This window comes from Chitinophaga sp. Hz27 (assembly GCF_042263525.1).
Classification (GTDB): Bacteria; Bacteroidota; Bacteroidia; order Chitinophagales; family Chitinophagaceae; genus Chitinophaga.
Window position 1 is genome coordinate 420372 of the sequence record NZ_JBHKFJ010000008.1, and the last position, 26745, is coordinate 447116.

The window sequence follows — 26745 nt, forward strand, 5'->3', positions numbered from 1 at the left end:
ATGATACACTGCAAATTCTTCGAAAAACCAGTGCTATAGCGATTTAGCGGAGGTTGATATAGGTACAAAAAAAGAGCCAGCCCGAGAAGAATCAAGAGCCGGCCTTTCATCCATTGTTTGTTAACCCCAAAAAAGTTGAATTCGAGAATGTCTTTGGCTTCCAGATCAACTACTTACCTAATTGATGGCAAGCGTTCAGAATAAGTAAGAATCTCTGGTTGCTTTTATTTTGTAGTACAAAAATAACGAGAAATATTTTATTATCAATGTTGGAACACTTTTTTTACAACCTTTTAACAAAAATCAAATCATTGTGTTACATCAACGATAGCAAATGTATACATTCCGTGTTAAATTCCTACTACTTTTTCAAAAAACGTTTTTGCAAATTATGTTATTGTTCCGTTAATACAAATATTATAAAAATATTTAAATAATTGCATTTTTTATTATGAACGGTTAAAATTAATGCAAAAACTGCGATTTTTCTATCCCAGGATCTTCATTTTCACCATTTCTATCCTTGTATCTGTCACATTTAAGATATCAAACTCATAATCATCTATTATGATACGCTCCTTTATTTTTGGAATTGTTTCGTGATGATTGATGATATATCCGGATAAAGTCTCACTTTCATCCTCAGGAAAATCCAGTCCGTATTTTTCGTTTAAGTAATCAAGTTCGAGTCGGCCTGAGAAAATGTACTCTTTCTCCGCAATCTGCTTCTCTACAAATTCCTCTACATCATGCTCGTCTTTGATCTCTCCAAAAATCTCTTCCAATACATCTTCTATAGTCACAATGCCCGCTGTTCCTCCAAATTCGTCTACTACCCAGGCAATACTCTTTCTTTCTTTATTAAACTTGCTTAGCAGGTCAATAGCGCTCATCGTTTCCGGCACTGCAAGAATAGGATGTATCATATTCCTGATTTCCTTAGGCGCCTTAAACAAGTCCAGCTGATGAATATAACCAAGGATGTTATCAATGCTCTCTTCATAGATAATTATCTTGGACAGCTTTGTTTCCATGAATTTATGCCTGGCATCTTCAATAGGGCTGCCAATTTCCAGGGCTTCGATTTCCTTACGAGGGATCAGGCAGCCTCTGATTTTTACATGTGCCAGCGAAAGTGCATTTTCAAATAACTCGGTGTTCAGTTCCTGGTTTTCAGAAACGTGTTGTTGCGACTGGCGGATGAAATTCTCTACATCTACGCGGGTAAATGATTCGCGATTCTCCAGCAGACGAACATTAAAGAGATATTTCAGCATCCATTCTGCGACGGACACCATTACATTACCAATAATATAGAGCGGTTTGGCGATCAGGGAAATCGGCAATGCAAAAAAGCTAAGCAGGCCTTCTGGTCTTGATCTGAAGATGGCTCTGGGGATGAAAAAGCCCAGAAACAATATCACAAGCGAGGCCAGCAGTATTTCCAGGAAGATAACCAGCGGCTGCATGTTGGCAATTTCAGGGGCTGCCACTGCGCCCAGCGGCTGAATAGCACCTGCCATCATAATAGCATAGATCACAATAGTGATCGTAAACCCTACCAGGCTGGTAGCCAGGAATCTGCTGGGGTTCTCATTAAATGAGGCCAATATTTTGCCGGTAGTCCTACCCTGCTTCTTCCTGAGTTCGATGCTAAGTTTGTTTACGTTTGCAAACGCAGTTTCAATACCGGCGAAAAAGCCGGCTAAGAGCACCAGAAAGACTAAAATGATAATTGTGTATCCGTCCATCTCAACAAAAATAACAAATTAGGAAAACCAACAATCACAGCGCTATTTTATATGTAAAAATTCTGTTACCAGTTTTTTCACTTCTTCATAGGCTCTCTCCAGCACATCATTAACAACGATTGTATCAAATTCATGTGAAAAGGATAGTTCATAGCGGGCCTTTGCCAGTCGCTCATCCATGGAAGCCTGCGTTTCCGTACCACGTTCACTGAGGCGCTCACGCAGTGCATCGATAGAAGGTGGTTCTATAAAAATAGTCAATGCTTCCTGGTGATATTTTTCTTTGATAGATAAAGCACCTTTTACATCGATATCCACCATTGGAATCTGCTCATTATTCCAGATCCTTTCCAGTTCACTTTTCAGGGTACCATAGTATTTTCCTGCATATACCATCTCATATTCAGCAAACGCATTTTCATCAATTTTCTGATGAAATTCATCTGTGGACATGAAATAATAATCTTTACCATTGACTTCATTAGCACGTGCTTCGCGGGTGGCTGCAGAAATAGAAAATGCCAGCTGCGGCATTTCTACCAACAGTCTGCGTGTGATGGTTGTTTTCCCTGCACCGGAAGGAGCAGTAATAATGATGATCTTTTTTTCCATATTTTTTTGCCAGTTACCCCAAATACAAAACCCAAAAACCAGCATGGATCTGGTATTTGGGCTCTGAGTTGGTGGTATGAACTATTTGTAAAATTAAACGCGTTTGATATCTGCTCCCAGCTTTCTGAGGCGTTCATCAATGTATTGATAACCACGATCTATCTGGTCGATATTCTGTATGGTGCTCTTTCCTTCTGCGCTGAGGGCAGCGATCAACAGGGATACACCGGCACGGATATCCGGAGAAGACATGGTGATACCACGCAGTTTGTGCTGACGGCCAAGGCCGATCACTACTGCGCGATGCGGGTCGCAAAGAACGATCTGTGCACCCATATCAATGAGTTTGTCCACAAAGAACAGACGGCTTTCAAACATTTTCTGGTGTATCATCACACTGCCTTTTGCCTGTGTAGCTACTACCAGAACTATACTCAGCAGGTCAGGTGTAAAGCCTGGCCATGGGTGATCTGAGATCGTAAGTATAGAACCATCAAGGAAAGTCTGGATTTCGTAGGTATCCTGACTCGGAATATAGATATCATTTCCACGGATTTCGAGGTTGATACCCAGCTGACGGAATTTTTCCGGGATGATACCCAGATGTTCCACGCCAGCGTTTTTGATAGTGATTTCGCTCTGTGTCATGGCTGCAAGGCCGATGAAAGAGCCTATTTCGATCATATCAGGCAGCATGCTATGTTCGCAGCCACCCAGATATTTTACACCTTCGATGGTAAGTAGGTTGGAACCAATGCCCTGAATGCGTGCTCCCATGCGGGTCAGCATCTTACATAGCTGTTGCAGGTAAGGTTCACAAGCTGCGTTGTAGATGGTAGTAGTACCTTCTGCCATTACTGCCGCCATTACAATGTTAGCAGTACCGGTAACGCTAGGCTCGTCCAGCAACATGTAGGTTCCTTTCAGACCAGTAGTTTCCAGACGGAAGAAATTATCATCGGAATCATAGATGAACTTAGCGCCCAGCTTTTCGAAACCGATAATATGTGTATCCAGTCTGCGACGACCGATTTTATCGCCTCCGGGTTTTGGGATGAACGCTTTTCCGAATCTTGCCAGCAATGGGCCGGCGATCATAACGGAGCCGCGTAAACGACCAGACTTCTTTTTAAATTCTGCACTCTGCAAATATTCCAGGTCGATATTATCAGCCTGAAATTCACAAACATCTCTGCTGACACGGTTAATTTTTACACCGGCGTCGCCTAGCAATTCAATCAGGAGATTAACATCCACGATGTCGGGGATATTAGATATGGTTACCTTTTCAGGGGTAAGCATTACTGCACTGATGATTTGTAAAGCTTCATTTTTGGCACCCTGGGGTACAATTTCCCCTTGCAGACGGTTGCCGCCTCTTACTTCAAAAGCACTGCTCACTACTTATTCCTGTTTTTATTGAACTTGTTATTATGCTTGTTATTATTTCCTTTGCCGCCGTTATTGCCTTTGAACTTGTTGTTCTGCTGGAAATTTTTGCGTTTGCCGCTGTTGGTACGGAATTGATCGCTGTTACCAACATTGGAGTTGCCCTGTGAGAAGTTTTGGGTAGATGCAACACTATTGCTGGTGCTGGCGCCAGGATGATAATCTAGTTCATTACCGGTGATAGACAGTAATTCAGCACGGATAGCATCATCATGTACGCTTTCTTTATGCCAGTTGCCATAAGCCAGTTTCATGTAGTTGGCTACGGTTTGGGTAAAGCCTTCTTTTTTCTCAGGATTTTCTTCCTGAATAGCTTTATCAATCACCATTTCCAGGTTTTTACCGAAGTGACGGTTTCTTGGGTATTTTTTAGGATACTCCAGTCTTTCTGGTCTGGCTTTTAAAGTTTCTTTAGTTGGGATTGGATATGGGGATTCCACCTTCAGTGAAAAACCGGAGATATTGAAGATATGGTCCCACAGTTTATGCCTGAAATCCTCCACATTTTTTAAATGTGGATTTAGCGTACCCATCAGTTCAATTACAGCCATAGAATTACGCTGGCGATCCATATCGTCCTCAATTGTAAGCAGGAATTCCACCATTTTCTGGATATTTCTGCCGTACTCTTTCATTATCAGGTGATTACGCGTGGTATTGTATTCCATTACTATTGTTTATAAGTATGATTTGATGATGGGACATCTAAAAATGTGCGTATGTAAGTACGCTCAGTGAAGAAGTTATTCGGCAACATCATTGCAAACATAATAAAAAAATATGAGGAACATTTAAGACACGTGCATTGTTTATTAAAGCAAAATATACGATTCAGGTCTGTAAATATTAGTACCAGTTACCAGTGCCATCGATGGATTGGGTCTCCTTTCCATCTACCCGGTCAGGCAAGCCGGAAGGTGTGGTGATATTATCCTGTTTCCGAATCACTGCCCCTGATCGCGACCGGTGTTATAAACCATTTAAAAAATGGTTGGTGGCCAGGTAATTTGGTTATTTTTTTCTTAGTTTTAATTATGCAGCATACAAAAATCCCCATTCTTCTGTTACATGGCGCCTTAGGGGCCGCCCCACAATTCGACTCTCTGAAATCCTTACTGGAAGCACATTATGATGTACATGTACTGGAATTCAGTGGTCATGGCCAGCAACCATTTTCTGCTGAAGGCTTTAGCATTCCAGTATTTGCCGGAGAAGTGCTGCGTTATCTGGAAGAAAAATCGTTAGACTTCATTCATATTTTTGGGTACAGTATGGGCGGATATGTGGCCTTATATCTTGCCAGGCATCAGCCTGAGCGGATAGGGCATATCATTACACTGGCTACCAAATATAACTGGAACGAGGCTACGGCAGGCAGAGAAGTGAAACAACTGAACCCAGAATTGATAGAAGAAAAGGTACCTGCTTATGCCCGGGTACTGGAAGAACGTCATACTGCATCTGATTGGAAAGAAGTTGTGAACATGACTGCTATCCTGATCGAGGATTTGGGTCATCAGTCACTGTTACGGGCCAACGATTATGCGCAGATAGCATCTCCTTGTTTACTGATGATGGGAGATAGAGACAACATGGTATCTTTCCAGGAAACGATTGAAGCGTTTAAAGCCTTACCAGAAGCACAGTTTGCTGTTTTACCAGATACGGTGCATCCACTGGAAAAAGCAGATGCCCCGTTGCTGGCATATCATATCAGACGATTTACTACACAGAAAATTTAATTACTCATCTCCCATTGCAATACGTCCCCAATTATTCAGTTCTTCTTCTGTCCATAATTCCGGGAAGAAAACAATCCGTTTATTTTTTGGCGGCAAGTATTGCTGCCAGTTTGTACCACCTGTAGCAGCGATATCTTCAGGTTTTTTATGGAGATATCTTACTGCAGATTTATAATGCATCAGTGGCCATCGGACATTGATGTTCAGATCGTATTCCCGCAACAATGGCGTTACTTCTGCCTGTTCTGCGGGAGTAAGTTGTTGATAACGGAGCTGAATATTGTTATCCTTATGGTTGTCTGCCGTTTTGCGGAATGTATCCATATATTTCAGCTCAAACTGGCGCAGCGTAAGGGTTTTCTTGCCTGTAGCCAGTTCTGTTGCTCCGCTTCTCCAGTAAATTTTTTCCAGAATATCTTTTAAATCAAGTCCCTGCACTCCTGCTCGTTGCGGTTCATACACCAGATTGGGTAAGCTGGTGGAGCATATTTCAATGAGCCGAAACTGGCCGCTCTGAAAACCGCTGGCAGGTAATAAAGCCATACGGAATTTGAGAAACTGTTCTTTATCCATTCCATCGACCATAATTTCGAATGAACTAATCAAGGTCTTGAAATAGTTATTGATTCGTTTCAACTGTGTTTTAAAATGTTCTACGGACAGTACAGGTGCATGGCAAATCTGTTCGATTGCCTGCAGCGACAGTTTAAAATACAGTTCCGTTATCTGGTGGTACATTATAAAAATGCTCTCATCCGGAAACGGCGTGCGGGGATGTTGCAGGTTAAGCAGTACATCCAGTTGTATATAATCCCAATAAGTAAGGTAATCCGCGTACAGCAGCCCGTCCAGGTAGGAGGACAGATCTTGACCCATCGCGGCATATTTTTCTTCGAGCCGTTTTATTCTTTCGGCAATTTCTGTTGTAACCATGACGGAATTTAATCATTAAGAATGAAAAGACGTAGCCGTCTGTCATTCCATCTGACCTTATTCCACCACATTAATTGTACGGTAAAAACTTTCTTCCAGAGAGATCAATGTTTCAGTTCTTTCTATTCCTTTGATTTTCTGTAATTCGTCGTGCAGGATGCGGCGAAGCTGGGTAATATCTTTACAGATAATTTCTGCGAACATACTATAACTACCAGTAGTATAGTTGAGGCGAACCATTTCTGGGATCTTACGTAATTCTTTGGCCACAGTATCGTACATAGAGCTTTTTTCAAGATAGATACCAATAAAAGCAATTACATCGTAGCCAATCATTTTTAAATCTACATGTAATTTAGTACCTTTAACTATACCTAGTTCTTGCAATTTCTTCATTCTTACGTGGATAGTGCCTCCCGAAACAAAAAGTTTCTTCCCCAGGTCTGCATATGAGATCTCAGCATTATTCATCATCTCACTGATAATCTGCAAATCGAGTTTGTCAATATTCAAATTGTGGCTCATTTTTACAATTTGTTTTTGAATGTTTTAAAGTTATATGCAAATATTTAAAAAATATCGAAAATTCAAAAATTTTTCTTAAAAAATTTGCAAAAAATAAGCACTCTATTTAGATTTGCATCATAATCATTACAAAAACGGCTGACAAAAAGTGAACGCAAGTATTGATTATCAAAACTTTGTGGGATGATGAAACTGGCAGACATGCCCTCTTGTCTCGGGGGTGGGGATCACAGGACAAACATGGTATAATTGGGTTGACCACTAATCTTACTTGTACCAAGGCTAACTGCTCCGTGGAGGTTCGACTCCTCCTCCTACAGCTGAATTGGTTTAAAGAGTCCGTGGGTTACGCTCGCGGGCTTTTTATTTTTATGAGAATTTCTGGCGCCTATGGCGCCTTTTTTATTATGTATAAGACATTCATCTGTCAATGAATGCCATGGCCCATCGTTCAAGCACCTTATATACTCCCATCTCCCAAAGAAAAGAAAAGAAAAACCTCGTAATTTCGCATCCAAATGGGACAAAAAAAATTACAACGCTTCGCAGAGATAGAGACTTTTCCTAATGTATTGATATACCCGGAAGGGATGCAGGGAAAATGGCATGAATTCTTTCATAATAATAACCCGGTAGTACTGGAACTGGCCTGTGGTAAAGGTGACTATACCGTTGGCATGGCCCGCATCTTCCCGGACAAAAACGTTATTGGTGTAGACCTGAAAGGTAACCGTATCTGGAGAGGTGCTAAAACAGCCCTGGACGATAAACTTAATAACGCAGCCTTTCTCCGTACCCAGATCGATAAACTTACTAATTATTTCAACCCTGGAGAGGTATCAGAAATATGGATCACCTTTCCTGATCCGTTTCTGCGCCAGTCTAAATCTAAAAAAAGACTGACACACCCAAGGTTTCTGCAATTATACCAACCATTGCTGGCGCCGGGTGCTACCATCAACCTGAAAACAGATTCTGCTGAGCTCTATGCTTTCACAAAAGAAGTAATTGAAGTAATTGGTTGTGAAGTAGTTGAAGATATTGCAGACGTTTACGCCATGGCTGAAATCCCTACCCTGCTGCGTATCCAGACGCATTATGAAAAAATGCACCTCGCCGATGGACGTACTATCAGGTACATAAAATTCAAACTGCCTGAAGCTCCGCTCCCACACTGGCGCACCATTAAATTACCATCTGATGAAGCAACCGTTGGTGGAGAAGATTGATTTTTACTATAACGAACAAGGATATATGGTCTTTACCGAAAAATTTCATCTCGACAGGGGCTATTGCTGCGGAAATGGTTGCAGACATTGCCCTTACGATTTCGAAAAAGTACCGGAACCTAAAAGAACTCTCCTTCTTGCTAACCGCAAAAGAAGAGAAGAAGACAAATAAGCGCTTCCTATTATATTTTTTATAAATAATTTTTTCAGAACAGGCAGGCAGCAATGCCTTGCCTGTTTATTAATCAAAAATTAGTGGCAGCAATGCATTTCATGGCATCTGACCGTTTCCCCGGAAAATTTGATTACCCAAAAAGATGAAAAAATATCTTAAAATTCATCTTACTTACAGTCAGATGCTATTTTTTCCCCAATATCTTTACGTATGACAATACTTAAACTGAAGCTGGACCAGGATCAATTAGTAGAGGACTTCTTCGAAAGCGCCCACCTTATCGGTATTGCCTCCACAGCCCGTGACTACCAGCTCTGCTGGCAGATCAATAAAAATCTGCACACCAACTTTAGAGTCAACAACTCACTGGAAGTAACCCTTTCCAAAAAAAATCGCTCCTATCATTTTCCAGTCTTTGAATACCATGAAGCAACCAATGCTGTAGTACATTATTGTTATAATAACCACTGCCAGGCCGAATTTTTGCTTCCGGAACTCAAACAGATCCAGTATCTGTGGATGATCAAGGGAGATTATTACCAGGTAGAAGACGTTAAAAAAATAGTAGAAGAATTACGGCATGTTCCGCAGGTACAATTAGTATCTTTACTGGATACCAGGGAAATTAAAAATAGGATGAACCTCATATTCTAATGCCAGGACATAATCATAAGTACAGTTTAACCGGATCCTCACAGAAAAACCCTGCTAGTAACGAATTATCAATAAATTTTCCTCAACATGTGGGAAGAAAAAAATAATCAGCTCTATAGGGCATTTACGTTCAAAGACTTCCGGGAAGCCTTTGCCTTTATGACCAAAGTAGCATTAGCAGCTGAAAAAGCAAATCATCATCCTTATTGGACAAATGTCTATAATAAGGTGGAAATATATCTGTCAACACATGATGCCGGCAATATCGTCACTGATAAGGACAGGAAGCTGGCTGCCACTATCGACCAATTGTTATAATATAATATATACGCCACTTTGTGAAGCGCTCTATGCTATTGCTGCTGTTACTTTTCATTACAGCAGCTGCCCTTGCCAACAATCGGGTAATACCCCCCGATACACTTACGATAGAACCCTCTGCGGCTCCTGTCTCAATTGACTTACGCCCATTTGCCGGCAGTCTGACAGATAGCTCCGGGGAGCTAGGTATTCAAGATGTCATCCATCAATCATTTAATATTAACAATGCGCTGTTTCATAGTGCGCCACGGAATAATAGTCGTGTCAACAATTGCTGGCTGAAGTTTAGCATACATAATCCAGGAAATGTAGCGGCGCCGTGGCTTTTGTTTACCGGGTGGCATGATTTCATGTATTGGTATGAACAGATTCCTGGCGACAGCCCCAGGTTATTGATGCAGACCGGGCTAATGCTAGACAAAGGCGGTGTAGAACGATGGAATAACTATGGATTTGTGGCAGATGTTCCGGCACATAGTACACGGACATTCTATCTCCATATCGTTAATAAGTCATTCAATGAGCATCCGTTTATTCCAATATTGTATAACTCTCCCGCCTATGCTAAATTTCAGACCATTCAGCTGGAAAGTTATCGGCGGGAATCCGTAGTGATATTGGTTCTCCTGGGAATGCTCGTCGTTTTTCTCAGCATATCCATCATCAACTATATGCAACTACCTGACCGGTCCTATCTGTACTTTGCCATCTACATGATGGGGCTGATCCTCTTTTTTGCATTAAGGTTGGAAAGCAAGCCTTATCAACTTTCTTTCTTTCATAGGTGGCCCATGTTGAAGTATTACTGGGATATTCCGGGGTTGTTATTTTGCTTCTACATGATGTACCTCCTATTTGGTAATACCTTCCTGAATCTGAAAGAGCGATATCCATTGATGGAAAGGGTTTTCACCTGGGTTGCAGCAGTGGTGGGCGGTCTTATCATCATCTGTATATATTGTATAACCGAAGAACAATATCATCTCCCTACTATTATTTATAGTTATGTTTATTTTGGAACGCTGGTACCTTTGCTTGTCATTTATGTAGCACTGGCAAGGCGTTCGCAGCATCATCCGCTAGTGCGTTTTTATCTTTTGGGGAGTGTTTGCCTGTACCTGGCTTGCCTAGGATCCTTCCTGATTCACGTACGTCCGTTGGGGTTAGTAGGTGCCATGGGAGAGCTCTCCGCCCCTACCATACTACTTATCGGAGGTATATTATTACAAGCGCTATTTGTTTTGGCAGGACTAAGTTATCGAAATAAGCTGGTTCACCTGGAACGTACCCGCACCCAGGAAATGTTAATTAAACAATTAAATAAGAACAAGGAGTTACAGCGCAAGCTGAATGAACAGCTGGAGGAATTAGTAAAAGAACAGACGACAGAAATATTACGAAAGAAGCAGGAACTTGAAGAGCAACGTAAGATCCAGTTGGAAACAGAATATGTGAAGAAGCTAACAGAGATTGAACTGAAAGCCATTCGTGCACAGATCAATCCACATTTTATCTTTAACTGTCTGAACTCAATTCAATTGTTTGTGATGCAGCGTGACTTTGAGTTTGCGCAGAAATACCTGTCTGATTTTTCTTACCTGATACGTAAAACACTTGATTTCTCCCGACGCAATTTTATATCTCTTGCAGATGAAATTACTTATCTGAATACTTACCTGGGATTAGAGAGAATGCGTTTTGAGAATAGAATGGAGTATGAAATAAAAGTTGATCCCGATATAGCTACAGCCGAATTAGAGATCCCGGCTATGTTATTGCAGCCTTATGTAGAAAATGCCGTAAAGCATGGAATGACTAATACCAAACATGCTATAGGTAAGCTTTCCGTGCGATTTGTGCAAACGGCTTCTGATATGCTGGAATGCATAATAGAAGATAATGGCATTGGCATTAGCAGGTCGAAAGCCTTGCGTACTTTACCCAAACACCACCAATCGTCTGGCATGGAGATTAGCCAGAATAGGGCTGAGTTATTAAACAAGATGTATAATACAGAGATACAGATAGAGATAATTGATAAGTCAGCTACCGATGAAAGCGACAGTGGCACTGTTGTTAGGATCCTTATACCCCAACTCTGAGTATATTCATTAACGTTAGTAAGTAATCATGTGTATGATTAAGGCAATTATTATAGATGACGAAAGAAACAGCAGGGACATTATTGCCCTTATGCTTGAAAAATACTGTCCTTTTGTGACGATTGCTGACATGGCGTCAGATTGCACTGATGGCATTGAAAAAATACGGAAACATCGGCCGCAATTAGTGTTTCTGGACCTGGAAATGCCTGATGGCATAGGTTTTGATATTTTGTCGGGCACGCAGGATATTGATTTTGAAGCGGTATTTGTGACTGCCTTTGAGAAGAAATTCCTGCATATTATCCGGTTTAGTGAAGTAGAGCTTATACTAAAACCTATAGACAAAGAGAGCTTATTACTGGCTGTAAATGCAGTAGCATCAAGGATTAACCAGTATCCTGCAACTGCCAGGTACCAAGTATTAATGGATAATTTCAATAATACACGGACACAAACCTGGAAAATGATTTTGCCAACTAATAGGGGTGAACAGGTAATAAACTTGTCTAACATAGAGTTCTTTGAAGCAGAGCAGGAAAATTGTACGTTCCGTATGGAAGGTGGAATAGATCATATTGCACAAAAACCTTTCAGATATTACCTGGAACTCTTTACTGCACTGCGTTTTTATCAGATCAACAACACACAGATGGTACAATTATCGAATGTTGGGCAAGTTGCCGGCGATAGTGGAAAAGTGATTTTGCGTAGCGGAAAAGTGTTAGAGATTACAGAAAGAAGGAAAAAAGATCTCCTTTTGAGGCTCCACGGAGGATAATATATTTCGTTAATAAATATCCAAATTCAGTACTATGGCTTCTTTAGACCTCAACTACCCCCTGTAAATAATCTAAATAATACAAGTGCGCGAAGGATACGTAACAATTTCTTAACAAAAAAATTTGGTAGAACAGGAATTGCTCGTACATTTGACCCGCGAAACGAAAAAGTCAAAAGGTCAGAAATGATACTTGGCTACGATCAACCAAGGAATGGCACGACAAGTATGTAGAAAAGCAATAGAAAGGAAGCACAGTTTTAATGAATATTTAAATTAACGAAAGATGAAAAAGTTGATTGTAATGGCCGCAGTAGCACTGTTCGGCACACAAGTAGCAAAGGCTCAGATTCAGAAAGGCGATATTTTATTGGGCGGTAACGTAAACGTGTTAACTCACTCCGACAAAGTAAAAGACAGCGACGCTAAAAATACCCGCACTTCTTTTGGCATCAGCCCTAAAGTAGGTTATGCACTGAACTCTAATTGGGTTGTAGGTGTGTTTGCAAATACCAACTTCAGCTTCGACAAAGACAAAGCAGGTGTTAAAACTAAAGGACTGGACATTAACCCAGGTCTGTTTGTACGTAACTACCATATGCTGGGTCAGTCTAAATTTGCATTCTTCGCTGAAGGTAATGCATCTTACGGCTTCGGTAACAACAAAACCGGCGATACCAAAACTGACAGCTACAACCAGTTCAATGTTAACGTACAACCAGGTATCTCTTACTTCGTAACTAAACACTTCATGGTTGAAGGTATGTTCGGTGGTATCGGTTACAACTGGAAACAAACTAAAGATGAAGCAACTGGTATCAAAACCAACAACAGTGATTTTGGTTTCAACTTCACCAACCAGTTTGCACTGGGCGTAAACTTCTTATTCTAGTAGTTGCGTCTGTGTGACTTATGTGAAAAATTTTATGGTAAATAGAAACGGCCCTGGTGCATCGCACCAGGGCCGTTTTGCTTTCTGCTGCTAGATATAATTCTTTTATTCAGAGACTAATGTCATGCCACCAAAATTATCGGCAAAAGAAAAGCGACGATCTAAAATATTAGATCGTCGCTTTAATGATTAGTTATGATTTACTGATTATCCATTCATAGAAATCAGGAACTCTTCATTGTTTTTAGTACCACGCATATGTTGCAGCATGAAGTGCATAGACTCATCTGTATTCATATCTGCGAGGTGATTACGGAGGATATGGATACGTTTGAGTGAATCTTTATCCAGTAACAGATCATCACGGCGAGTAGACGATGCAGATACATCGATCGCAGGGAAGATACGTTTGTTAGCCAGTTTACGATCCAGGAGTAACTCCATGTTACCAGTACCTTTGAATTCTTCGAAGATAACCTCGTCCATTTTAGAACCGGTATCGATCAATGCTGTAGCGAGAATAGTGAGAGATCCACCATTTTCGATTTTACGTGCAGCACCGAAGAATTGTTTAGGTTTCTGCATGGCGTTAGCTTCCACACCACCACTCAATACTTTACCAGATGCAGGAGCAACGGTGTTATGTGCACGAGCCAGACGAGTGATAGAATCCAGGAGGATGACTACATCATGGCCACATTCTACCAGGCGTTTTGCTTTTTGCAAAGCTATAGCGGAAACTTTTACGTGTTTTTCTGCAGGTTCATCGAAAGTAGAAGCGATGACTTCTGCTTTGACGCTACGTTCCATATCAGTTACCTCTTCCGGGCGCTCATCGATGAGAACGACCATCAGATAAATTTCAGGGTGGTTAGTAGCGATAGCGTTTGCAACTTCTTTCAGGAGCATGGTTTTACCTACTTTAGGTTGTGCCACGATCAATCCACGCTGTCCCTTACCGATAGGTGTAAACATATCCATGATACGGGTAGAGTAGTTATTGGAAGTTGTTGTCAGACGCAGTTTTTCGAAAGGAAACAGTGGAGTCAGATAATCGAAAGGAACGCGATCGCGTACTTCTTCCGGAGACTTACCATTGATGGTTTCAACTTTCAGTAATGCAAAATATTTTTCGCCTTCTTTTGGAGGACGTACTGCACCTTTTACGGTGTCGCCGGTTTTGAGACCGAATAATTTAATCTGAGAAGGAGATACATAAATATCATCCGGAGAGCTCAGGTAGTTATAATCAGAAGAACGCAGGAATCCGTAACCATCAGGCATCATTTCGAGTACACCTTCACTTACGATTACACCATCGAATTCGATGTTGAATGCTGGTTCTTTTTTATTGTTTTGAAACTTAGTTTTCTGCGCTGCAGGAGCCGCTGGTTCATGTTCTTCAGGCATCACAAAATCATCATCGTCTTCTTCGTCTTCCTCTTCAGTAGCTGCTATTGGAGCTGATGCTACAACTTCTTCTTCCTCTTCTTCTTCATGTTGATCTTCAGTGAATGAAGGAATGATAATATCATCATCATCATCGAATGTAAGAGAAGGAATACTGTCGAGGTCTATATCGAAATTTTTTATTTTGGATTTTGGAGCTGGTTCAGAATGTTCTTCGGTTTCCTTTGATTTGCTTCCGGAGGCTTTTTTGGAGGTTACTTTTTTAGCTGGTTTCTCTTCAGTGTGAGCTGCTTCTTCAGCTGCATGGTTTTCGTCTTCTTTCTTTACGGGTTTACGTTTGCGTGATTTCTTTTCTTCTCCGTTTGCCGGGTTATCTGCGGAAGCCATTACAGCTTGTTTATCAAGAATCTTGTAGATAAGGTCTTGTTTGTTCAGTTTCTTCGCGTTGGGAACGTCCAGTTTTTCTGCAATATCAAGAAGCTCTGGAACGAGCATGTCGTTCAATTGTAAGATGTCGTACATCATCTGAGTTGTCAAATTTTAGAAGTAGTGTTGTGAGGCGGGTACCACTGCTGCATACCAACATACACCAATTACAAATAATTGTTTTGAGTCAATAAATTTAATTTGATTATTAAATTTGATAGGGAATGCTGAGTTCAGGAACTGCTGATGAAGGTGGTAAATTAAGCTTGATCAGACAGATTGTAACGCAAGATTAATACAAGTTTCTTTATTATCCAAAAAAAATTAGCGACCCCCACAGCCCTCCGATCCCTTTTCCAGCTTGATTAAAGCTCCTATTTCACCCCCCAAATCTGGCTTTTGGAAGGACCCGCTGCCTTTATTTTTCCAGGTTTTCTCGATAACATTATATCAATTTTTAACATTTTATTGGCATTCATCGCTTGCAAATCTCTCTGGGAAAGCAGTTTTACAGGAACTATGCACTCTGAATATTTCCACTTATTTTTGCAGTCCTAAAATTTATTTATTATGAGCCAAAGGGTAAAAGTCAAACAAATCCTGTCGGACGACAGGGCAAACTACGAAGTTACAGTAAAGGGGTGGGTGCGTTCTTTCCGCAACAATCAATTTATCGCTTTGAATGACGGCTCCACTAATAATAATCTCCAGATCGTAATAAACGCCGAAAATACGGACCCTGCTACGCTGAAACGTATTACCACTGGTGCTTCTATCAGTGCTACAGGGGAAATTATCGAATCTCAGGGTAAAGGTCAGAGAGTAGAGCTCAAAGCCACTACCCTGGAAGTACTGGGTGATTGCGATCCTGAAAAATACCCGCTGCAGCTGAAAAACAAGCCTAGCCTCGAATATCTGCGCGAAATCGCTCACCTGCGTTTCCGTACCAATACATTCGGAGCGATTTTCCGTCTGCGTAACTCTCTCGCTTTCGCAGTTCATAAATTCTTTAACGAAAAAGGATTCGTTTACCTGCACACGCCTATTATCACCGCTTCTGATGCGGAAGGCGCCGGCGAAATGTTCCGCGTAACCACGCTGGACCTCAACAAACCGCCACGCACTGAAAGTGGCGACATCGACTTTAAAGAAGATTTCTTTGGCCGTGCCACCAACCTCACCGTATCCGGACAACTGGAAGGTGAACTTGGAGCAATGGCCCTGAGTGACATATACACCTTCGGCCCTACCTTCCGCGCCGAAAACTCCAACACCGCCCGTCACCTGGCGGAATTCTGGATGATCGAGCCGGAAATGGCCTTCTATGAGCTGGAAGATAACATGAACCTTGCTGAAGAATTCATCAAGTACGTTATCGCATACGCTTTAGAACATAACCGCGAAGACCTCGACTTCCTCGCTGCACGCCTCATTGAGGAAGAAAAACAAAAACCTCAGCAAGAACGCAGCGAATTGGGCCTGATCGAAAAACTCGAATTCGTAGTGAACAACGAGTTTATGCGACTCACCTACACAGAGGCTGTCGCTATTCTCAAAGACAGTAAGCCTAACAAAAACAAGAAATTCCAATACCTCATCGAAGGCTGGGGCGCTGATCTGCAGAGTGAACACGAACGCTATCTGGTAGAAAAACACTTCAAAAAACCAGTTATTCTTACAGACTATCCAAAAGAAATCAAATCCTTCTACATGAAACTGAATGCAGATGGAAAAACAGTAAGAGCAATGGATATTCTATTCCCTGGTATCGGTGAAATTGTAGGCGGTTCACAACGTGAAGAAGACTACGACAAACTGGTAGGACGTATGCAGGAATTAGGTGTACCTGTTGAAGAACTGAGCTGGTTCCTAGATACCCGCCGCTTTGGTACTGCTCCGCACTCCGGATTCGGCCTCGGTTTCGAACGCCTTGTACTCTTCGTTACTGGTATGACCAACATCCGCGACGTTATTCCGTTCCCTAGAACACCGAAAAACGCCGAATTCTAGTTCAATTATTTTCTTCCATAATAAAGGGCTGTCTCTATTGAATAGAGACAGCCCTTTTCAATTTCTCTGTTGAGAAAAAACTTTTATGGAAATCTGCCTATTCCTCATCTATACTACTGAAAGCGCTTTCAACCATTTTCGTATATTCTAAACAGTTAGATCATGGCTGAAATAAACACCTCCGGCAACAGTAATAAACAACAAGGCAAAAGAAGAAGTATAAAGAAATCTACACGCGTAGATATGACTCCCATGGTGGATCTTGGCTTTCTGTTGATAACTTTCTTTATGCTTACCACTACGATGGCCCAACCTAAAACCCTCGACCTGGTAATGCCACGTACTGACGGCCAACCCTCACCTTTACCAGAAAGTAAAGCGTTGACGGTGGTTCTCGGACCCAATAATAAAATTGCCTGGTATGAAGGCACTCCTCCAGGGTCAAATGCCCAGCCAGAGATCCATTACACCAACTTTGGCAATAAAGGTTTGCGCGATGTCATCATCAACAAAAAAGAACAGGTACAGCAACAATATCATAAAAATGATCTGATGGTATTGATCAAAGCTGATAAGTCTGCCAATTATAAAAACCTCATTGATGTGATGGATGAAATGCTCATTAACAAGATCGATCGTTATGCAGTGGTGGACATTACACCAGAGGAACAGGCTTATTTCAATTAATCTTCAGAATGCGTTAGATTTTAACCTTATGTAAACATCCGGGATGGAGTGGCAGCCAGCCATGTGGATAGGATTTCATACCTTTGGCCTTCCAAAACAATAGTTATTATGGCAATTACTCACTCCATCCCATCCGTGGATCTCGCGGATTTCACGTCAGGTGACGCCAGTCGCAAGGCTGCTTTCGTGCAGCAACTTGGTAAAGCTTATGAAGAAGTTGGTTTTGTAGCGGTTAAGAATCATGGCATCTCTGATGAGCTGATTGCAGACCTCTACAACTATGTACAGCAGTTCTTTGCACTGCCTTTCGACACAAAGCATAAATACGAAAAGCCAGAACTGGCCGGCCAACGCGGTTATACCTCTTTCGGTAAAGAACACGCAAAAGGTTATGAAGCACCAGATCTGAAAGAATTCTTCCAATTCGGCCAGACAGTAGAAGATAAAGATCCTATTGCTGCTGAATATCCTGATAACATTCAGGTAGATGAAGTTCCGGCTTTCACTCCTACATTCTTCAAAGCTTACCGTGGCTTCGAACAATCTGGCCGCGCACTGTTACAGGCTATCGCGCTATACCTGGGCCTCGACGAACATTATTTCGACGACAAAATCCATAACGGTAACTCCATTCTGAGAGCAATACACTACCCTCCTATCACGCAGGAGCCTAAATCCGCTATCAGAGCTGAGCAACACGAAGATATTAACCTGATTACCCTGCTGGTAGGCGCTTCTGCAGATGGCCTGCAAATCCTGGACAAACAGGACAACTGGGTACCAGTAACTTCCCTGCCTGAACAAATCGTAGTAAACGTTGGCGATATGCTGCAACGTCTTACAAACAACAGGCTGAAATCTACCACTCACCGCGTAGTTAATCCTCCGCGTGAAAAATGGAGCACCTCCCGTTTCTCCATTCCTTTCTTCCTGCATCCTAAATCAAATATGAGACTGGATAGTCTGGATAGCTGCATCACCGCAGAAAACCCACTGGCCTATGAACCCATCAGCGCCGGTGAGTATCTCGATGAGCGCCTCCGTGAGATTGGTTTGAAAAAATAATTCTCCGGAAGGAAAATTAATAAAACTTAAAGTCCCGGAAAGTGTTAACCTTCCGGGACTTTAAGTTTACACTACATTACAGTAGCTAATATTCTTTAATGGTTTCCAGTGATCAATATGGCTATAATAAGGTGCTTTCGCACTGTTAATCTCGAGGCTACACGACGTCCAATTTCAGGCAGAATACAACGGATAAAAGGCCCTTATTCGGTATTACAGGACGCCATAATGCAACTACCGTGCCTGTATTAACCGCAAATACTAGCTTTATTAGCAACACTGTTGTATTTTGCGCTACTTTCAGGTATAAATAATTGAAAACCATAAAAGCTTAACCAACCCGGCAACTAACTGTGTTTCTACGTCATATTCCATTTTTGAAAGCAGTGCTTTTCCACAGCATCACGGCCTACGGAGGTCCGCAAGGGCATCTGGCAATGATGATGAAAACCTTTGTTCAACAACGTAAAGACGTAACAGAACAGGAATTAATGGAGTATAACGCGTTCTGTCAACTGTTGCCCGGAGCTTCCTCTTCCCAAACGCTCACCCTTATTGGTTATAAACGTGGGGGTGTACCGCTGGCCATACTTACCCTTCTGATCTGGATCACGCCCGCTTGTCTGCTCATGGGCTCCCTCAGCTTCCTCTTACAGTATTTTGATAAGTCTGCATTACATACAGATATATTCAAATACGTACAACCGATGGCTGTTGGATTCCTGGCCTATGGCGGCTTTAAGGCCTTCAAAATCAGTATTCGTAACTTGGCTACCTTTATCATCATGGGCGTATCCATGGTCATGGCTATCAAGTTTAAATCGCCCTGGACTTTTCCGGCGCTCATTATATTAGGTGGTATCGTCTCTAACTTTAGTAATAAACGAATCCCTGATATTCCTGAAAAGCCGAAAAAAATTCAATGGGGAAACATCTGGCTTTTCGTTCTGATATTCATACTCGCGGGGTTTTTCTCTGAGTTGGCACGTACGCATAACTGGATTACCAGAAGACCTTTCAACTTATTTGAGAACTTCTACCGCTTCGGTAGCCTTGTTTTTGGTGGCGGCGATATTCTCATCGCCATGATGCTGGAACAGTATGTAACAAGGCCCAAAAGTGCCTTCCTGACAGCAGAAGAATTGCTCACAGGAGCAGGTATTATGCGGGCTCTTCCGGGTCCAACCTTTTCTATTTCTGCTTATGTAGGTGGCATGGCAATGCGTAACCTTGGTATGGGCTACCAATTCCTGGGATGTGTACTGGCGCCGGTAGCCATATTTCTTCCCAGTTTATTACTCGTACTTTTCTTCTTCCCGATATGGCATAACCTAAAAAAATATGTGGTCATATACAGGGCCCTGGAAGGGATTAACGCAGTAGTGGTGGGCATTATGTGGGCCGCAACCTTTATTCTCTTCTTTGCAATCCCTACAAATCCGATCAATCTCGCGATCATGATCTGCACGCTGCTATTATTGTTATTCAGCAAAATGCCGTCGCCATTTATTGTATTGGCCTGTGTTTTATTAGGTTGGCTACTCTAGCAAGATATTATATTCCTTGATTTTATTGTAAAGTGTGGTAAGACCAATATCCAGTAATTCAGCAGCTTTGGTTTTATTGCCTTTAACATGCGCCAGCACTCTGGTGATATGATGTTTTTCCAAGTCCGACAGGCGCATAGATGAAGGCTCTCCTGCCATTCCCTGCTGGAAATCGAAAGGCAGCACTGCTATGTCCAGGATATCACTATCCGTAAGGATGGCAGCTCTTTCTATCACATTCTTCAATTCCCGGATATTACCTTTCCAGGAATGCTGCTGCAATGCCTGTTGGAAAGCCGGGGTCATGCCACTAATCCGTTTATTCAGCTTAGGTGCTACCTGTTGCATAAACCATTCTGCCAGCACAGGTATGTCTTTCTTACGCTCGTTCAACGATGGCAGGTTAATCTGAAACGCAGAAAGTCTGTAAAATAAATCAGAACGAAAATGTCCTGCATTGATCTCCTGTTCAAGGTTTCGGTTAGTGGCAGCAATAATACGTACGTCCGTTTTCGTTGGTTTAGACTCGCCTACTTTATAAAACTCCTGTGCTTCCAGCACACGTAACATTTTAGCCTGTAGTTCTACTGGCATTTCTCCTATTTCATCCAGGAAGATGGTGCCTCCTTTGGCTTCTTCAAAAAAGCCTTTTTTATCTTTTACAGCACCAGTAAAAGCACCGGCTATATGCCCAAAGAGTTCACTTTCCAGGATGTCTTTTCCAAAAGCGCTGCAATTGACGGCTACAAAGGGTTGTGGATGGCGGCTGCTGGCCTGGTGAATAGCATGCGCAAATACTTCTTTACCAGAACCGGTTTCTCCTAATAACAGGACGGTCATCTCTGATAAAGCCACTTTTCTTGCCAATGCTATCGCTTGATTTATTTCAGGAGAATTCCCTAAAATGCTGTCAAAGCTGTACTTCCCACCGAGCTTTTTTTCCAGGTCGCGGATACGGAACTGCAACACGGCTTTATCCATCGCTTTACTCACCAGTGGCAGGATACGATTGTTATCATCTCCCTTGGTAATATAATCGAAAGCGCCATTCTTAATTGCCTGCACGCCATCAGCAATATTGCCATAGGCGGTAAGTACAATGACTTCGGTTTGCGGATACTTCCCTCTGATAGCCTGCACCAGTTCTACGCCATTTCCGTCGGGCAACTTTACGTCCGAAAGCACTACCTGTACCTCTTCCCTTTCCAGGATTTTCATAGCATTACGAACATTAGATGCCTCCTGGATAACATATCCTTCAAGAGATAATAAACGACCCATCAGCTTCCTGAGCTGTTCCTCATCGTCGATAATAAGAATGTGACCTTTAGCCATAGCTCTGCAAAGATAACAGAAAGCTACATGCGCCGATTAGAATGATCGGCGATCAATATTATTAAGTTTATGGAGAGATTTACTACCAGGAGTTTTCAGGTAGATGTTAGTGTTTTGTCCTGTTGGTGGCAGCCTTTTTTTCAGCCTCTTTATATCGGAGGCCGGCATCTTTCACCCGCTTTGGCGTATAGTCTTCACTGTTATATTCATCAGTGGCATACTTATCTTTATGCTTGATCAGCAACCAAGCGTTTTCTCCCCTTCCTTTCATGTGCACCAATGCAAATTCTCCTTTGAGTTTTTTACCTTTCAAAACAACCTTTAAATCCCCTTCTTTCAGCTCCAATAAAGCTTCTTTGTCAAAGCTTTTATTACCAGGATTCATCAACTCGAAAGTACCTTTATCCCAGATATAAACGGTACCAGCGCCATAGTTACCCTCAGGAATCGTTCCCTGGAAATCTTTGTAATCATAAGGATGGTCTTCCACCTGCATGGCTAGCCTTTTATCGCTAGGATTCAATGACGGGCCTTTGGGCACTGCCCAACTTTTCAATACCCCATCAATTTCCAGTCGAAAGTCATAATGCAGCTGCGTAGCATGATGTCTTTGCACTACGAAAATATGCTTACCTGTAGAGGGATTTCCCGCCACCGGCTCCGTAGTTTCATTGAAATTTCTTTTGGCTTTATATTTAACCAGACTCATGATGCACGTTTTTTACGGGTGGTGCTAGCAGCAGCTTTTTCAGGTTTGTTATGTAAACTCGCTTTCAATTGCTCAAAAAGATCGGTACTCTTCGTATGTACTACACGAAGTTTTTTAACAACTGGTTTTTTGCCACTGGCTTTAGCTTTAATTATTTTCATCAATTCGTTGGTGTATTCATCCTTATAGGCCGCGATATCGAATTTTTCCGTGTATTCTTTGACGAGAGCCGCCGCCATGTCTATTTCTTTCTTGTCCAGCTTAATACTCTTCGGAAGATCCAGGTCCTGTGCAGAGCGAAGTTCTTCCTGGTAGCGTAGCTGTTGCAGCAATAAATAGTTTTCTCTTGGCCGTATTACCGCCAGGTGCTCGGATGTGCGCAGCACAAAGCTGGCCAGGCCCGCCTTCCCTGTTTTCTCCAGCGTTTGACGTAATAATTCGTATGCTTTTTCGCCTCCCTTTGCAGGTTCAATAAAATAAGGCGCTTCGAAGTAAATATCATCAATATCATTCTCCACAACAAAAGAGGTGATTTCAATGATCTTACTCTTCCTAGGGCTGGCTGCTTCAAAGTCTTCATCTTCTAAAACCACATATTCATCATTGTACAGGTAGCCTTTCACTATCTGTTCCCAGGGTACTTCCTTGCCTGTATCTTCATTTACACGTTTGTACCGGATATGGCCCAGGTTTTTACTGTCCAGCATATCAAGGCTCAGATGACTATCTTGCGTAGCGCTGTAAAGTTTAACCGGAATATTCACCAGCCCAAAACCTATAGCACCTGACCAAATGGCTCTCATAATGTATGATTTTGTAAGATGGATAACACATAAATAATACCACCTGTTGCAGATATATGCAGTTAGATGATTGACAGCTTTATCAGAAAAATCATCTGCCTATCATAAGTTCAGCAAACGCAGGTACATCCTTTGCGGAAGAAGCACATTTATACAGGATATGATTAATTTCCGGTTTGTGGATTTGCGGGTACATGTGGTATCTGTCTGTCCGGAATTTCCTGCGGAATTGGTTCGTTCTCTGGTTTTTGAGAAGGTGGTTGTAAAGGAGGAATGGGATCAGGACTACCAGGCTCCGGCTTTCCTGGCGCTGGTTTCTCTGGAGGAATATTAGGATTCGGTTCTCGGTTTTTATCTGGATTTCCTGGCATAATCTAAATTTTAATCATGAATTATTACTTATAAAAAATCAAAGTTCATTCCAGTTAGGTGCGCTGCTATGGTAGATTTAAAACAGTTGGACGCTGTAGAATATATCGGCATAGTGTGGAAATACTTGCGCAGCTACACATTAGAATCGGTGTTTTAATTTTTATTATTCTCCCTAATAATAATTAACTTCAGAAGCTTTCGCAGTAACAGTAAGGATAATATGCATTTTTCAGTACACAAGAAGATACAAATCGGTTTCGTCATTGCTTTCACTGTCATTATCATGGCGTCCATCTTTTCTTATCTGGTGGCGAAAAACCTGCTGGATAATGCCGCCAGGCTCAATCATGCCATCGAAGTATCCAAAAGACTGGAGGTCATCAACAAACAGGTAAAAGAAGCGGAAGCTGCCATCCGCGGCTATAAGCTGACAAAAGACAGTACGTTCCTGGACCCAACCATGAAAGAAAGAAGTCTTCATATTGAAAAGGAATATCAAATATTACGTAGAGTCACCTCCGATAGTCGTATACAACAATTGCATCTGGATACATTGCGGCATTTACTAGCCATTAAATACGAGCAATTACTACAAAGCAATATTGAGCTAGATCCCGCTACAGATAAGGCTTCTGTCATTTCCAGTGAAAAAGTGATGGACAGAATCGACAAAACAGTACAGTTAATGACACGAATCGAGGAAAGTCAGGTACATGAAAAATCAGAACTGTTCAATTTCTTCTCCGGCTTATGGGTGCCAATGATCTTCATATCTTCTCTGGCAGCTATTATAATTGGCATCTACTCTTATATAACCCTTACAAAAGAGGTACGCCTGCAGCAACATATTGAATCTAAATTAAAATCTTATCAAAGAGATCTTCAACAGAATATCTCTCTTTTAAACAAAACAAATCAGGAGCTCGAACAATTTGCGTACGTAGCCTCCCACGATTTGCAGGAACCACTGCGAAAGATATCCACATTTTCGGACAGGCTTCAGGTAAAGTACAAGGAGCAGCTCCCTGTGGATGCATCTCAGCTGATAGACCGTATGGTGGCTGCTGTATCCAGGATGCGCGTGCTGATCAATGACCTACTGGTATTTTCACGAGCAGGCAGGATTGTGCCGGAAAGCATTGTCCCTGTTGATATGAATGAATTGATACAGGAAGTAATCAGCGACCTGGAAATTACGCTGGAAGAGAAGAATGGCGTGGTTGTAGCAGATGACCTACCTATTATCGAAGGTAATCCTACCTCCTTCCATCAGCTGTTCCAGAACCTCATTGCGAATGCTATTAAGTTTGCCTATCCAGGAAGACAATTACAGATAAATATTCATCATGAAGTGGTAACTGGCCAGCAGCTTGGCTTTGTAAAAGAAGATCGCTGGAATGATATGTTTTGCAGGATTGCTGTAGAAGATAATGGTATTGGTTTTGATCAGGTATATGCAGATAGAATTTTTCTCATTTTCCAAAGACTACACGGTATCAGCGAATATAGCGGTACCGGGATAGGTCTGGCTATCTGCAAAAAAATTGTAGATAGTCACCATGGCTATATCACAGCCAACGGAGTACCTGATCAGGGCGCCACATTTACTGTAATTCTTCCACTACTTCAAGCATTAAAAAATGAAGAATATGAAACAACATCTAAAGCTTAGCACCGTTATTGCTGTGGTTTTTTCTGTTAATACAAACCAGGACAGACGCTAATTCCAGTTACAACGATGAGTGAGTTACCTGTTAATATTCTTATGATCGATGACGACGAAGATGATTTCTTTCTTGTCAATGAATTGCTGCACGATATTTCTCCGGGACAATACCAATTGGAATGGGCCCCTACATTCGAAAAAGGCAGGCAGGCCATTAATGCCATGCAGCATGATGTATACCTGGTAGATTACCGGCTGGGACCATTTACAGGACTGGATATTTTGCACTATTTCCAAACGCTCAAATACCAGGCGCCAGTGATTATGCTTACCGGCAAAGGCGATTATGCCATCGACCAGGAAGCTATGCAGGCAGGTGCTTACGACTATCTGGTCAAAGGAGATATTACCGCCGACCTGCTGGAACGCTCCATCCGCTATGCACTTGATGAATACAGTCACCTGCGTACCATAGAAGAAAGTGAAAAAAAATACTTCGGCATTTTTGAAAAAGCACATGATCTTATCATCCTCACAGATAGCCATAAAAATATTATAGATGCTAATCCGGCCGCACTACGCACGCTGAAATACAAAAAAGAAGAACTCCTCCGTAAGCAACTTCGCGATCTCTTCATCAACAAAGAGCATGGCACTTTCTTCATCAACAATATTTGTGAAGATAGCGAAGCCCAAAAGGAGTTCGACTTCAGAACTAAAGACGATCAGAAACTGGTAGTGCAAATAAATGCCGTTATGCTGGATGAAGCAGCACAAATATTTCTTTGTGTTATCCAGGATATTACCGACAGGAAAAGAGAAGAGCAGGAAAAGCAGCATCAGGAAAAATTCGTTATCACCGGACGCATTGCCAGAGTGATTGCACACGAAGTAAGAAATCCACTTACTAATATATTACTTGCAGTGAGTCAGTTTAAAGATGATGCAGTTGTGGTAGCCAGTGAAGATGCAATGTTATATACCGACATTATTGAGCGTAATTGTACACGTATTAATCAACTCATCACAGAGCTATTACATAGTACACGTATGATGGAACTGCACGCCAATGCAGTATTCCTCGATAAACTGCTAAACAGCACATTACAGCTTTCAGAAGATCGGATCAAACTGAATGAGATCCGGCTGGATCTTAAACTTGCAGATGATAATTTACAGGTATTGGTAGATGAGGAAAAGGTTGTTATCGCCATTCTGAATATCGTTATCAACGCCATTGAAGCAATGACACCAGGAAAAGGTATTCTAACCATTACTACCAGGCGCATTCACGATAAAGCGTTAATAAAAATTGCGGACAACGGACCTGGTATTCCTCAAGAAATTCAATCCCGCTTGTTCGATCCGTTTTATACCAGCAAGCCTAAAGGAACAGGACTCGGACTTACCAGCACGCAGAATATTTTATTAAATCATAAAGGCACGATACATGTAGAAAGCGAAATGGGAATAGGCACTTCCTTTAGTATCACATTACCACTAGCACCATAGGAATTCCACTATCACTATAAATTAAAATCTCCTGGAT

At 41.8% G+C, this 26745-nt stretch carries 25 protein-coding genes; 14 read left to right on the top strand and 11 right to left on the bottom strand.

The genetic code is table 11. The features are described 5' to 3' along the window. Nucleotides 1-488: 488 nt before the first annotated feature. The 4 genes from ACE38W_RS20930 to ACE38W_RS20945 all read right to left on the bottom strand — a co-directional run bounded on the left by ACE38W_RS20930 (nt 489) and on the right by ACE38W_RS20945 (nt 4480). Entirely contained in the window at nt 489-1751 is a 1263-nt protein-coding gene (locus ACE38W_RS20930; RefSeq protein WP_375834216.1) for a hemolysin family protein, read from the bottom strand. Nucleotides 1752-1793: 42 nt separating this feature from the next. Beyond that, nucleotides 1794-2363 carry a guanylate kinase gene (gmk, locus tag ACE38W_RS20935; RefSeq protein WP_375834218.1) on the bottom strand — a complete coding sequence of 190 codons (570 nt, stop codon included), beginning with the start codon at nt 2361-2363 and terminating at the stop codon, nt 1794-1796. Nucleotides 2364-2456: 93 nt separating this feature from the next. Then, entirely contained in the window at nt 2457-3764 is a 1308-nt protein-coding gene (gene murA / locus ACE38W_RS20940) for a UDP-N-acetylglucosamine 1-carboxyvinyltransferase (protein ID WP_375834221.1), read from the bottom strand. Continuing rightward, entirely contained in the window at nt 3764-4480 is a 717-nt protein-coding gene (locus ACE38W_RS20945; protein ID WP_375834224.1) for a DUF4290 domain-containing protein, read from the bottom strand. The genes murA and ACE38W_RS20945 overlap by 1 nt, the downstream gene beginning before the upstream one ends. A 366-nt stretch (nt 4481-4846) precedes the next feature. Here ACE38W_RS20945 and ACE38W_RS20950 point away from each other — a divergent pair, with 366 nt between their 5' ends. Next, nucleotides 4847-5554, top strand: coding sequence for an alpha/beta fold hydrolase (locus ACE38W_RS20950; protein WP_375834227.1), 708 nt, complete (start codon nt 4847-4849; stop codon nt 5552-5554). On the opposite strand, the gene ACE38W_RS20955 is transcribed toward ACE38W_RS20950, so the two are convergent. Both ACE38W_RS20955 and ACE38W_RS20960 read right to left on the bottom strand, forming a co-directional pair. Then, the gene (locus ACE38W_RS20955) at nt 5555-6487 is read right to left on the bottom strand and encodes a tryptophan 2,3-dioxygenase family protein (RefSeq protein ID WP_375834230.1); all 933 of its coding nucleotides are present in this window, start codon (nt 6485-6487) and stop codon (nt 5555-5557) included. A gap of 57 nt (nt 6488-6544) precedes the next feature. Then, nucleotides 6545-7012: an Lrp/AsnC ligand binding domain-containing protein gene (locus ACE38W_RS20960; RefSeq protein WP_029465139.1), complete on the bottom strand. Its 468-nt coding sequence runs from the start codon at nt 7010-7012 to the stop codon at nt 6545-6547. Nucleotides 7013-7530: 518 nt separating this feature from the next. Between ACE38W_RS20960 and trmB the strand changes: the two genes are divergently transcribed. The 7 genes from trmB to ACE38W_RS20995 all read left to right on the top strand — a co-directional run bounded on the left by trmB (nt 7531) and on the right by ACE38W_RS20995 (nt 13166). Further along, nucleotides 7531-8241, top strand: coding sequence for a tRNA (guanosine(46)-N7)-methyltransferase TrmB (trmB, locus tag ACE38W_RS20965; RefSeq protein WP_375834234.1), 711 nt, complete (start codon nt 7531-7533; stop codon nt 8239-8241). After that, entirely contained in the window at nt 8213-8413 is a 201-nt protein-coding gene (locus tag ACE38W_RS20970; RefSeq protein ID WP_375834236.1) for a DUF5522 domain-containing protein, read from the top strand. The genes trmB and ACE38W_RS20970 overlap by 29 nt, the downstream gene beginning before the upstream one ends. A 213-nt stretch (nt 8414-8626) precedes the next feature. Beyond that, nucleotides 8627-9070: an IPExxxVDY family protein gene (locus tag ACE38W_RS20975; RefSeq protein ID WP_375834239.1), complete on the top strand. Its 444-nt coding sequence runs from the start codon at nt 8627-8629 to the stop codon at nt 9068-9070. 87 nt (nt 9071-9157) lie between these two features. Further along, nucleotides 9158-9388 carry a 4a-hydroxytetrahydrobiopterin dehydratase gene (locus tag ACE38W_RS20980; RefSeq protein WP_375834241.1) on the top strand — a complete coding sequence of 77 codons (231 nt, stop codon included), beginning with the start codon at nt 9158-9160 and terminating at the stop codon, nt 9386-9388. A gap of 20 nt (nt 9389-9408) precedes the next feature. Further along, nucleotides 9409-11493, top strand: a complete 2085-nt coding sequence (locus ACE38W_RS20985; RefSeq protein ID WP_375834244.1) for a histidine kinase — start codon at nt 9409-9411, stop codon at nt 11491-11493. 34 nt (nt 11494-11527) lie between these two features. Then, nucleotides 11528-12274 carry a LytR/AlgR family response regulator transcription factor gene (locus tag ACE38W_RS20990; protein WP_375834247.1) on the top strand — a complete coding sequence of 249 codons (747 nt, stop codon included), beginning with the start codon at nt 11528-11530 and terminating at the stop codon, nt 12272-12274. Nucleotides 12275-12560: 286 nt separating this feature from the next. After that, entirely contained in the window at nt 12561-13166 is a 606-nt protein-coding gene (locus ACE38W_RS20995) for an outer membrane beta-barrel protein (RefSeq protein ID WP_375834250.1), read from the top strand. A 207-nt stretch (nt 13167-13373) separates the two neighbouring features. Here the strand turns inward: ACE38W_RS20995 and rho are convergent, their stop codons facing one another. Next, complete coding sequence (gene rho, locus ACE38W_RS21000; protein ID WP_375834252.1) at nt 13374-15101, bottom strand: transcription termination factor Rho; 1728 nt, start codon at nt 15099-15101, stop codon at nt 13374-13376. A gap of 471 nt (nt 15102-15572) precedes the next feature. Here rho and asnS point away from each other — a divergent pair, with 471 nt between their 5' ends. The 4 genes from asnS (at nt 15573) to chrA (ending at nt 20311) form a co-directional block, all read left to right on the top strand. Next, nucleotides 15573-17012, top strand: coding sequence for an asparagine--tRNA ligase (asnS, locus tag ACE38W_RS21005; RefSeq protein ID WP_375834254.1), 1440 nt, complete (start codon nt 15573-15575; stop codon nt 17010-17012). Nucleotides 17013-17174: 162 nt separating this feature from the next. Continuing rightward, nucleotides 17175-17699, top strand: coding sequence for an ExbD/TolR family protein (locus tag ACE38W_RS21010; protein WP_375834257.1), 525 nt, complete (start codon nt 17175-17177; stop codon nt 17697-17699). 108 nt (nt 17700-17807) lie between these two features. Further along, nucleotides 17808-18764, top strand: a complete 957-nt coding sequence (locus ACE38W_RS21015) for an isopenicillin N synthase family dioxygenase (protein ID WP_375834260.1) — start codon at nt 17808-17810, stop codon at nt 18762-18764. A gap of 386 nt (nt 18765-19150) precedes the next feature. Then, the gene (gene chrA, locus ACE38W_RS21020; protein WP_375834327.1) at nt 19151-20311 is read left to right on the top strand and encodes a chromate efflux transporter; all 1161 of its coding nucleotides are present in this window, start codon (nt 19151-19153) and stop codon (nt 20309-20311) included. On the opposite strand, the gene ACE38W_RS21025 is transcribed toward chrA, so the two are convergent. The 4 genes from ACE38W_RS21025 to ACE38W_RS21040 all read right to left on the bottom strand — a co-directional run bounded on the left by ACE38W_RS21025 (nt 20303) and on the right by ACE38W_RS21040 (nt 23529). Continuing rightward, nucleotides 20303-21646 carry a sigma-54-dependent transcriptional regulator gene (locus ACE38W_RS21025; RefSeq protein WP_375834262.1) on the bottom strand — a complete coding sequence of 448 codons (1344 nt, stop codon included), beginning with the start codon at nt 21644-21646 and terminating at the stop codon, nt 20303-20305. The genes chrA and ACE38W_RS21025 overlap by 9 nt on opposite strands. Nucleotides 21647-21752: 106 nt before the next feature. Beyond that, nucleotides 21753-22355 (bottom strand): DNA polymerase ligase N-terminal domain-containing protein, encoded by a 603-nt coding sequence (locus ACE38W_RS21030; RefSeq protein ID WP_375834264.1) that lies wholly within the window; start codon nt 22353-22355, stop codon nt 21753-21755. Next, complete coding sequence (locus ACE38W_RS21035; RefSeq protein WP_375834266.1) at nt 22352-23158, bottom strand: Ku protein; 807 nt, start codon at nt 23156-23158, stop codon at nt 22352-22354. The genes ACE38W_RS21030 and ACE38W_RS21035 overlap by 4 nt, the downstream gene beginning before the upstream one ends. 164 nt (nt 23159-23322) lie before the next feature. Next, on the bottom strand, nt 23323-23529 hold the full coding sequence (locus tag ACE38W_RS21040; RefSeq protein ID WP_375834269.1) for a hypothetical protein: 207 nt from the start codon (nt 23527-23529) through the stop codon (nt 23323-23325). Between the two features lie 221 nt (nt 23530-23750). Between ACE38W_RS21040 and ACE38W_RS21045 the strand changes: the two genes are divergently transcribed. Beyond that, on the top strand, nt 23751-25202 hold the full coding sequence (locus ACE38W_RS21045; RefSeq protein WP_375834271.1) for an ATP-binding protein: 1452 nt from the start codon (nt 23751-23753) through the stop codon (nt 25200-25202). 66 nt (nt 25203-25268) lie between these two features. Further along, nucleotides 25269-26708, top strand: a complete 1440-nt coding sequence (locus ACE38W_RS21050; protein WP_375834274.1) for an ATP-binding protein — start codon at nt 25269-25271, stop codon at nt 26706-26708. The last annotated feature ends 37 nt before the right edge of the window (nt 26709-26745 follow it).

Coding starts and splice junctions, on each gene's coding strand:
- ACE38W_RS20930 (WP_375834216.1), bottom strand. CDS start 1,751: ATGGACGGATACACAATTATCATTTTAGTCTTTCTGGTGCTCTTAGCC.
- gmk (WP_375834218.1), bottom strand. CDS start 2,363: ATGGAAAAAAAGATCATCATTATTACTGCTCCTTCCGGTGCAGGGAAA.
- ACE38W_RS20945 (WP_375834224.1), bottom strand. CDS start 4,480: ATGGAATACAATACCACGCGTAATCACCTGATAATGAAAGAGTACGGC.
- ACE38W_RS20950 (WP_375834227.1), top strand. CDS start 4,847: ATGCAGCATACAAAAATCCCCATTCTTCTGTTACATGGCGCCTTAGGG.
- ACE38W_RS20955 (WP_375834230.1), bottom strand. CDS start 6,487: ATGGTTACAACAGAAATTGCCGAAAGAATAAAACGGCTCGAAGAAAAA.
- ACE38W_RS20960 (WP_029465139.1), bottom strand. CDS start 7,012: ATGAGCCACAATTTGAATATTGACAAACTCGATTTGCAGATTATCAGT.
- trmB (WP_375834234.1), top strand. CDS start 7,531: ATGGGACAAAAAAAATTACAACGCTTCGCAGAGATAGAGACTTTTCCT.
- ACE38W_RS20970 (WP_375834236.1), top strand. CDS start 8,213: ATGAAGCAACCGTTGGTGGAGAAGATTGATTTTTACTATAACGAACAA.
- ACE38W_RS20975 (WP_375834239.1), top strand. CDS start 8,627: ATGACAATACTTAAACTGAAGCTGGACCAGGATCAATTAGTAGAGGAC.
- ACE38W_RS20980 (WP_375834241.1), top strand. CDS start 9,158: ATGTGGGAAGAAAAAAATAATCAGCTCTATAGGGCATTTACGTTCAAA.
- ACE38W_RS20990 (WP_375834247.1), top strand. CDS start 11,528: ATGATTAAGGCAATTATTATAGATGACGAAAGAAACAGCAGGGACATT.
- ACE38W_RS20995 (WP_375834250.1), top strand. CDS start 12,561: ATGAAAAAGTTGATTGTAATGGCCGCAGTAGCACTGTTCGGCACACAA.
- rho (WP_375834252.1), bottom strand. CDS start 15,101: ATGATGTACGACATCTTACAATTGAACGACATGCTCGTTCCAGAGCTT.
- asnS (WP_375834254.1), top strand. CDS start 15,573: ATGAGCCAAAGGGTAAAAGTCAAACAAATCCTGTCGGACGACAGGGCA.
- ACE38W_RS21010 (WP_375834257.1), top strand. CDS start 17,175: ATGGCTGAAATAAACACCTCCGGCAACAGTAATAAACAACAAGGCAAA.
- ACE38W_RS21015 (WP_375834260.1), top strand. CDS start 17,808: ATGGCAATTACTCACTCCATCCCATCCGTGGATCTCGCGGATTTCACG.
- ACE38W_RS21025 (WP_375834262.1), bottom strand. CDS start 21,646: ATGGCTAAAGGTCACATTCTTATTATCGACGATGAGGAACAGCTCAGG.
- ACE38W_RS21030 (WP_375834264.1), bottom strand. CDS start 22,355: ATGAGTCTGGTTAAATATAAAGCCAAAAGAAATTTCAATGAAACTACG.
- ACE38W_RS21035 (WP_375834266.1), bottom strand. CDS start 23,158: ATGAGAGCCATTTGGTCAGGTGCTATAGGTTTTGGGCTGGTGAATATT.
- ACE38W_RS21040 (WP_375834269.1), bottom strand. CDS start 23,529: ATGCCAGGAAATCCAGATAAAAACCGAGAACCGAATCCTAATATTCCT.
- ACE38W_RS21045 (WP_375834271.1), top strand. CDS start 23,751: ATGCATTTTTCAGTACACAAGAAGATACAAATCGGTTTCGTCATTGCT.
- ACE38W_RS21050 (WP_375834274.1), top strand. CDS start 25,269: ATGAGTGAGTTACCTGTTAATATTCTTATGATCGATGACGACGAAGAT.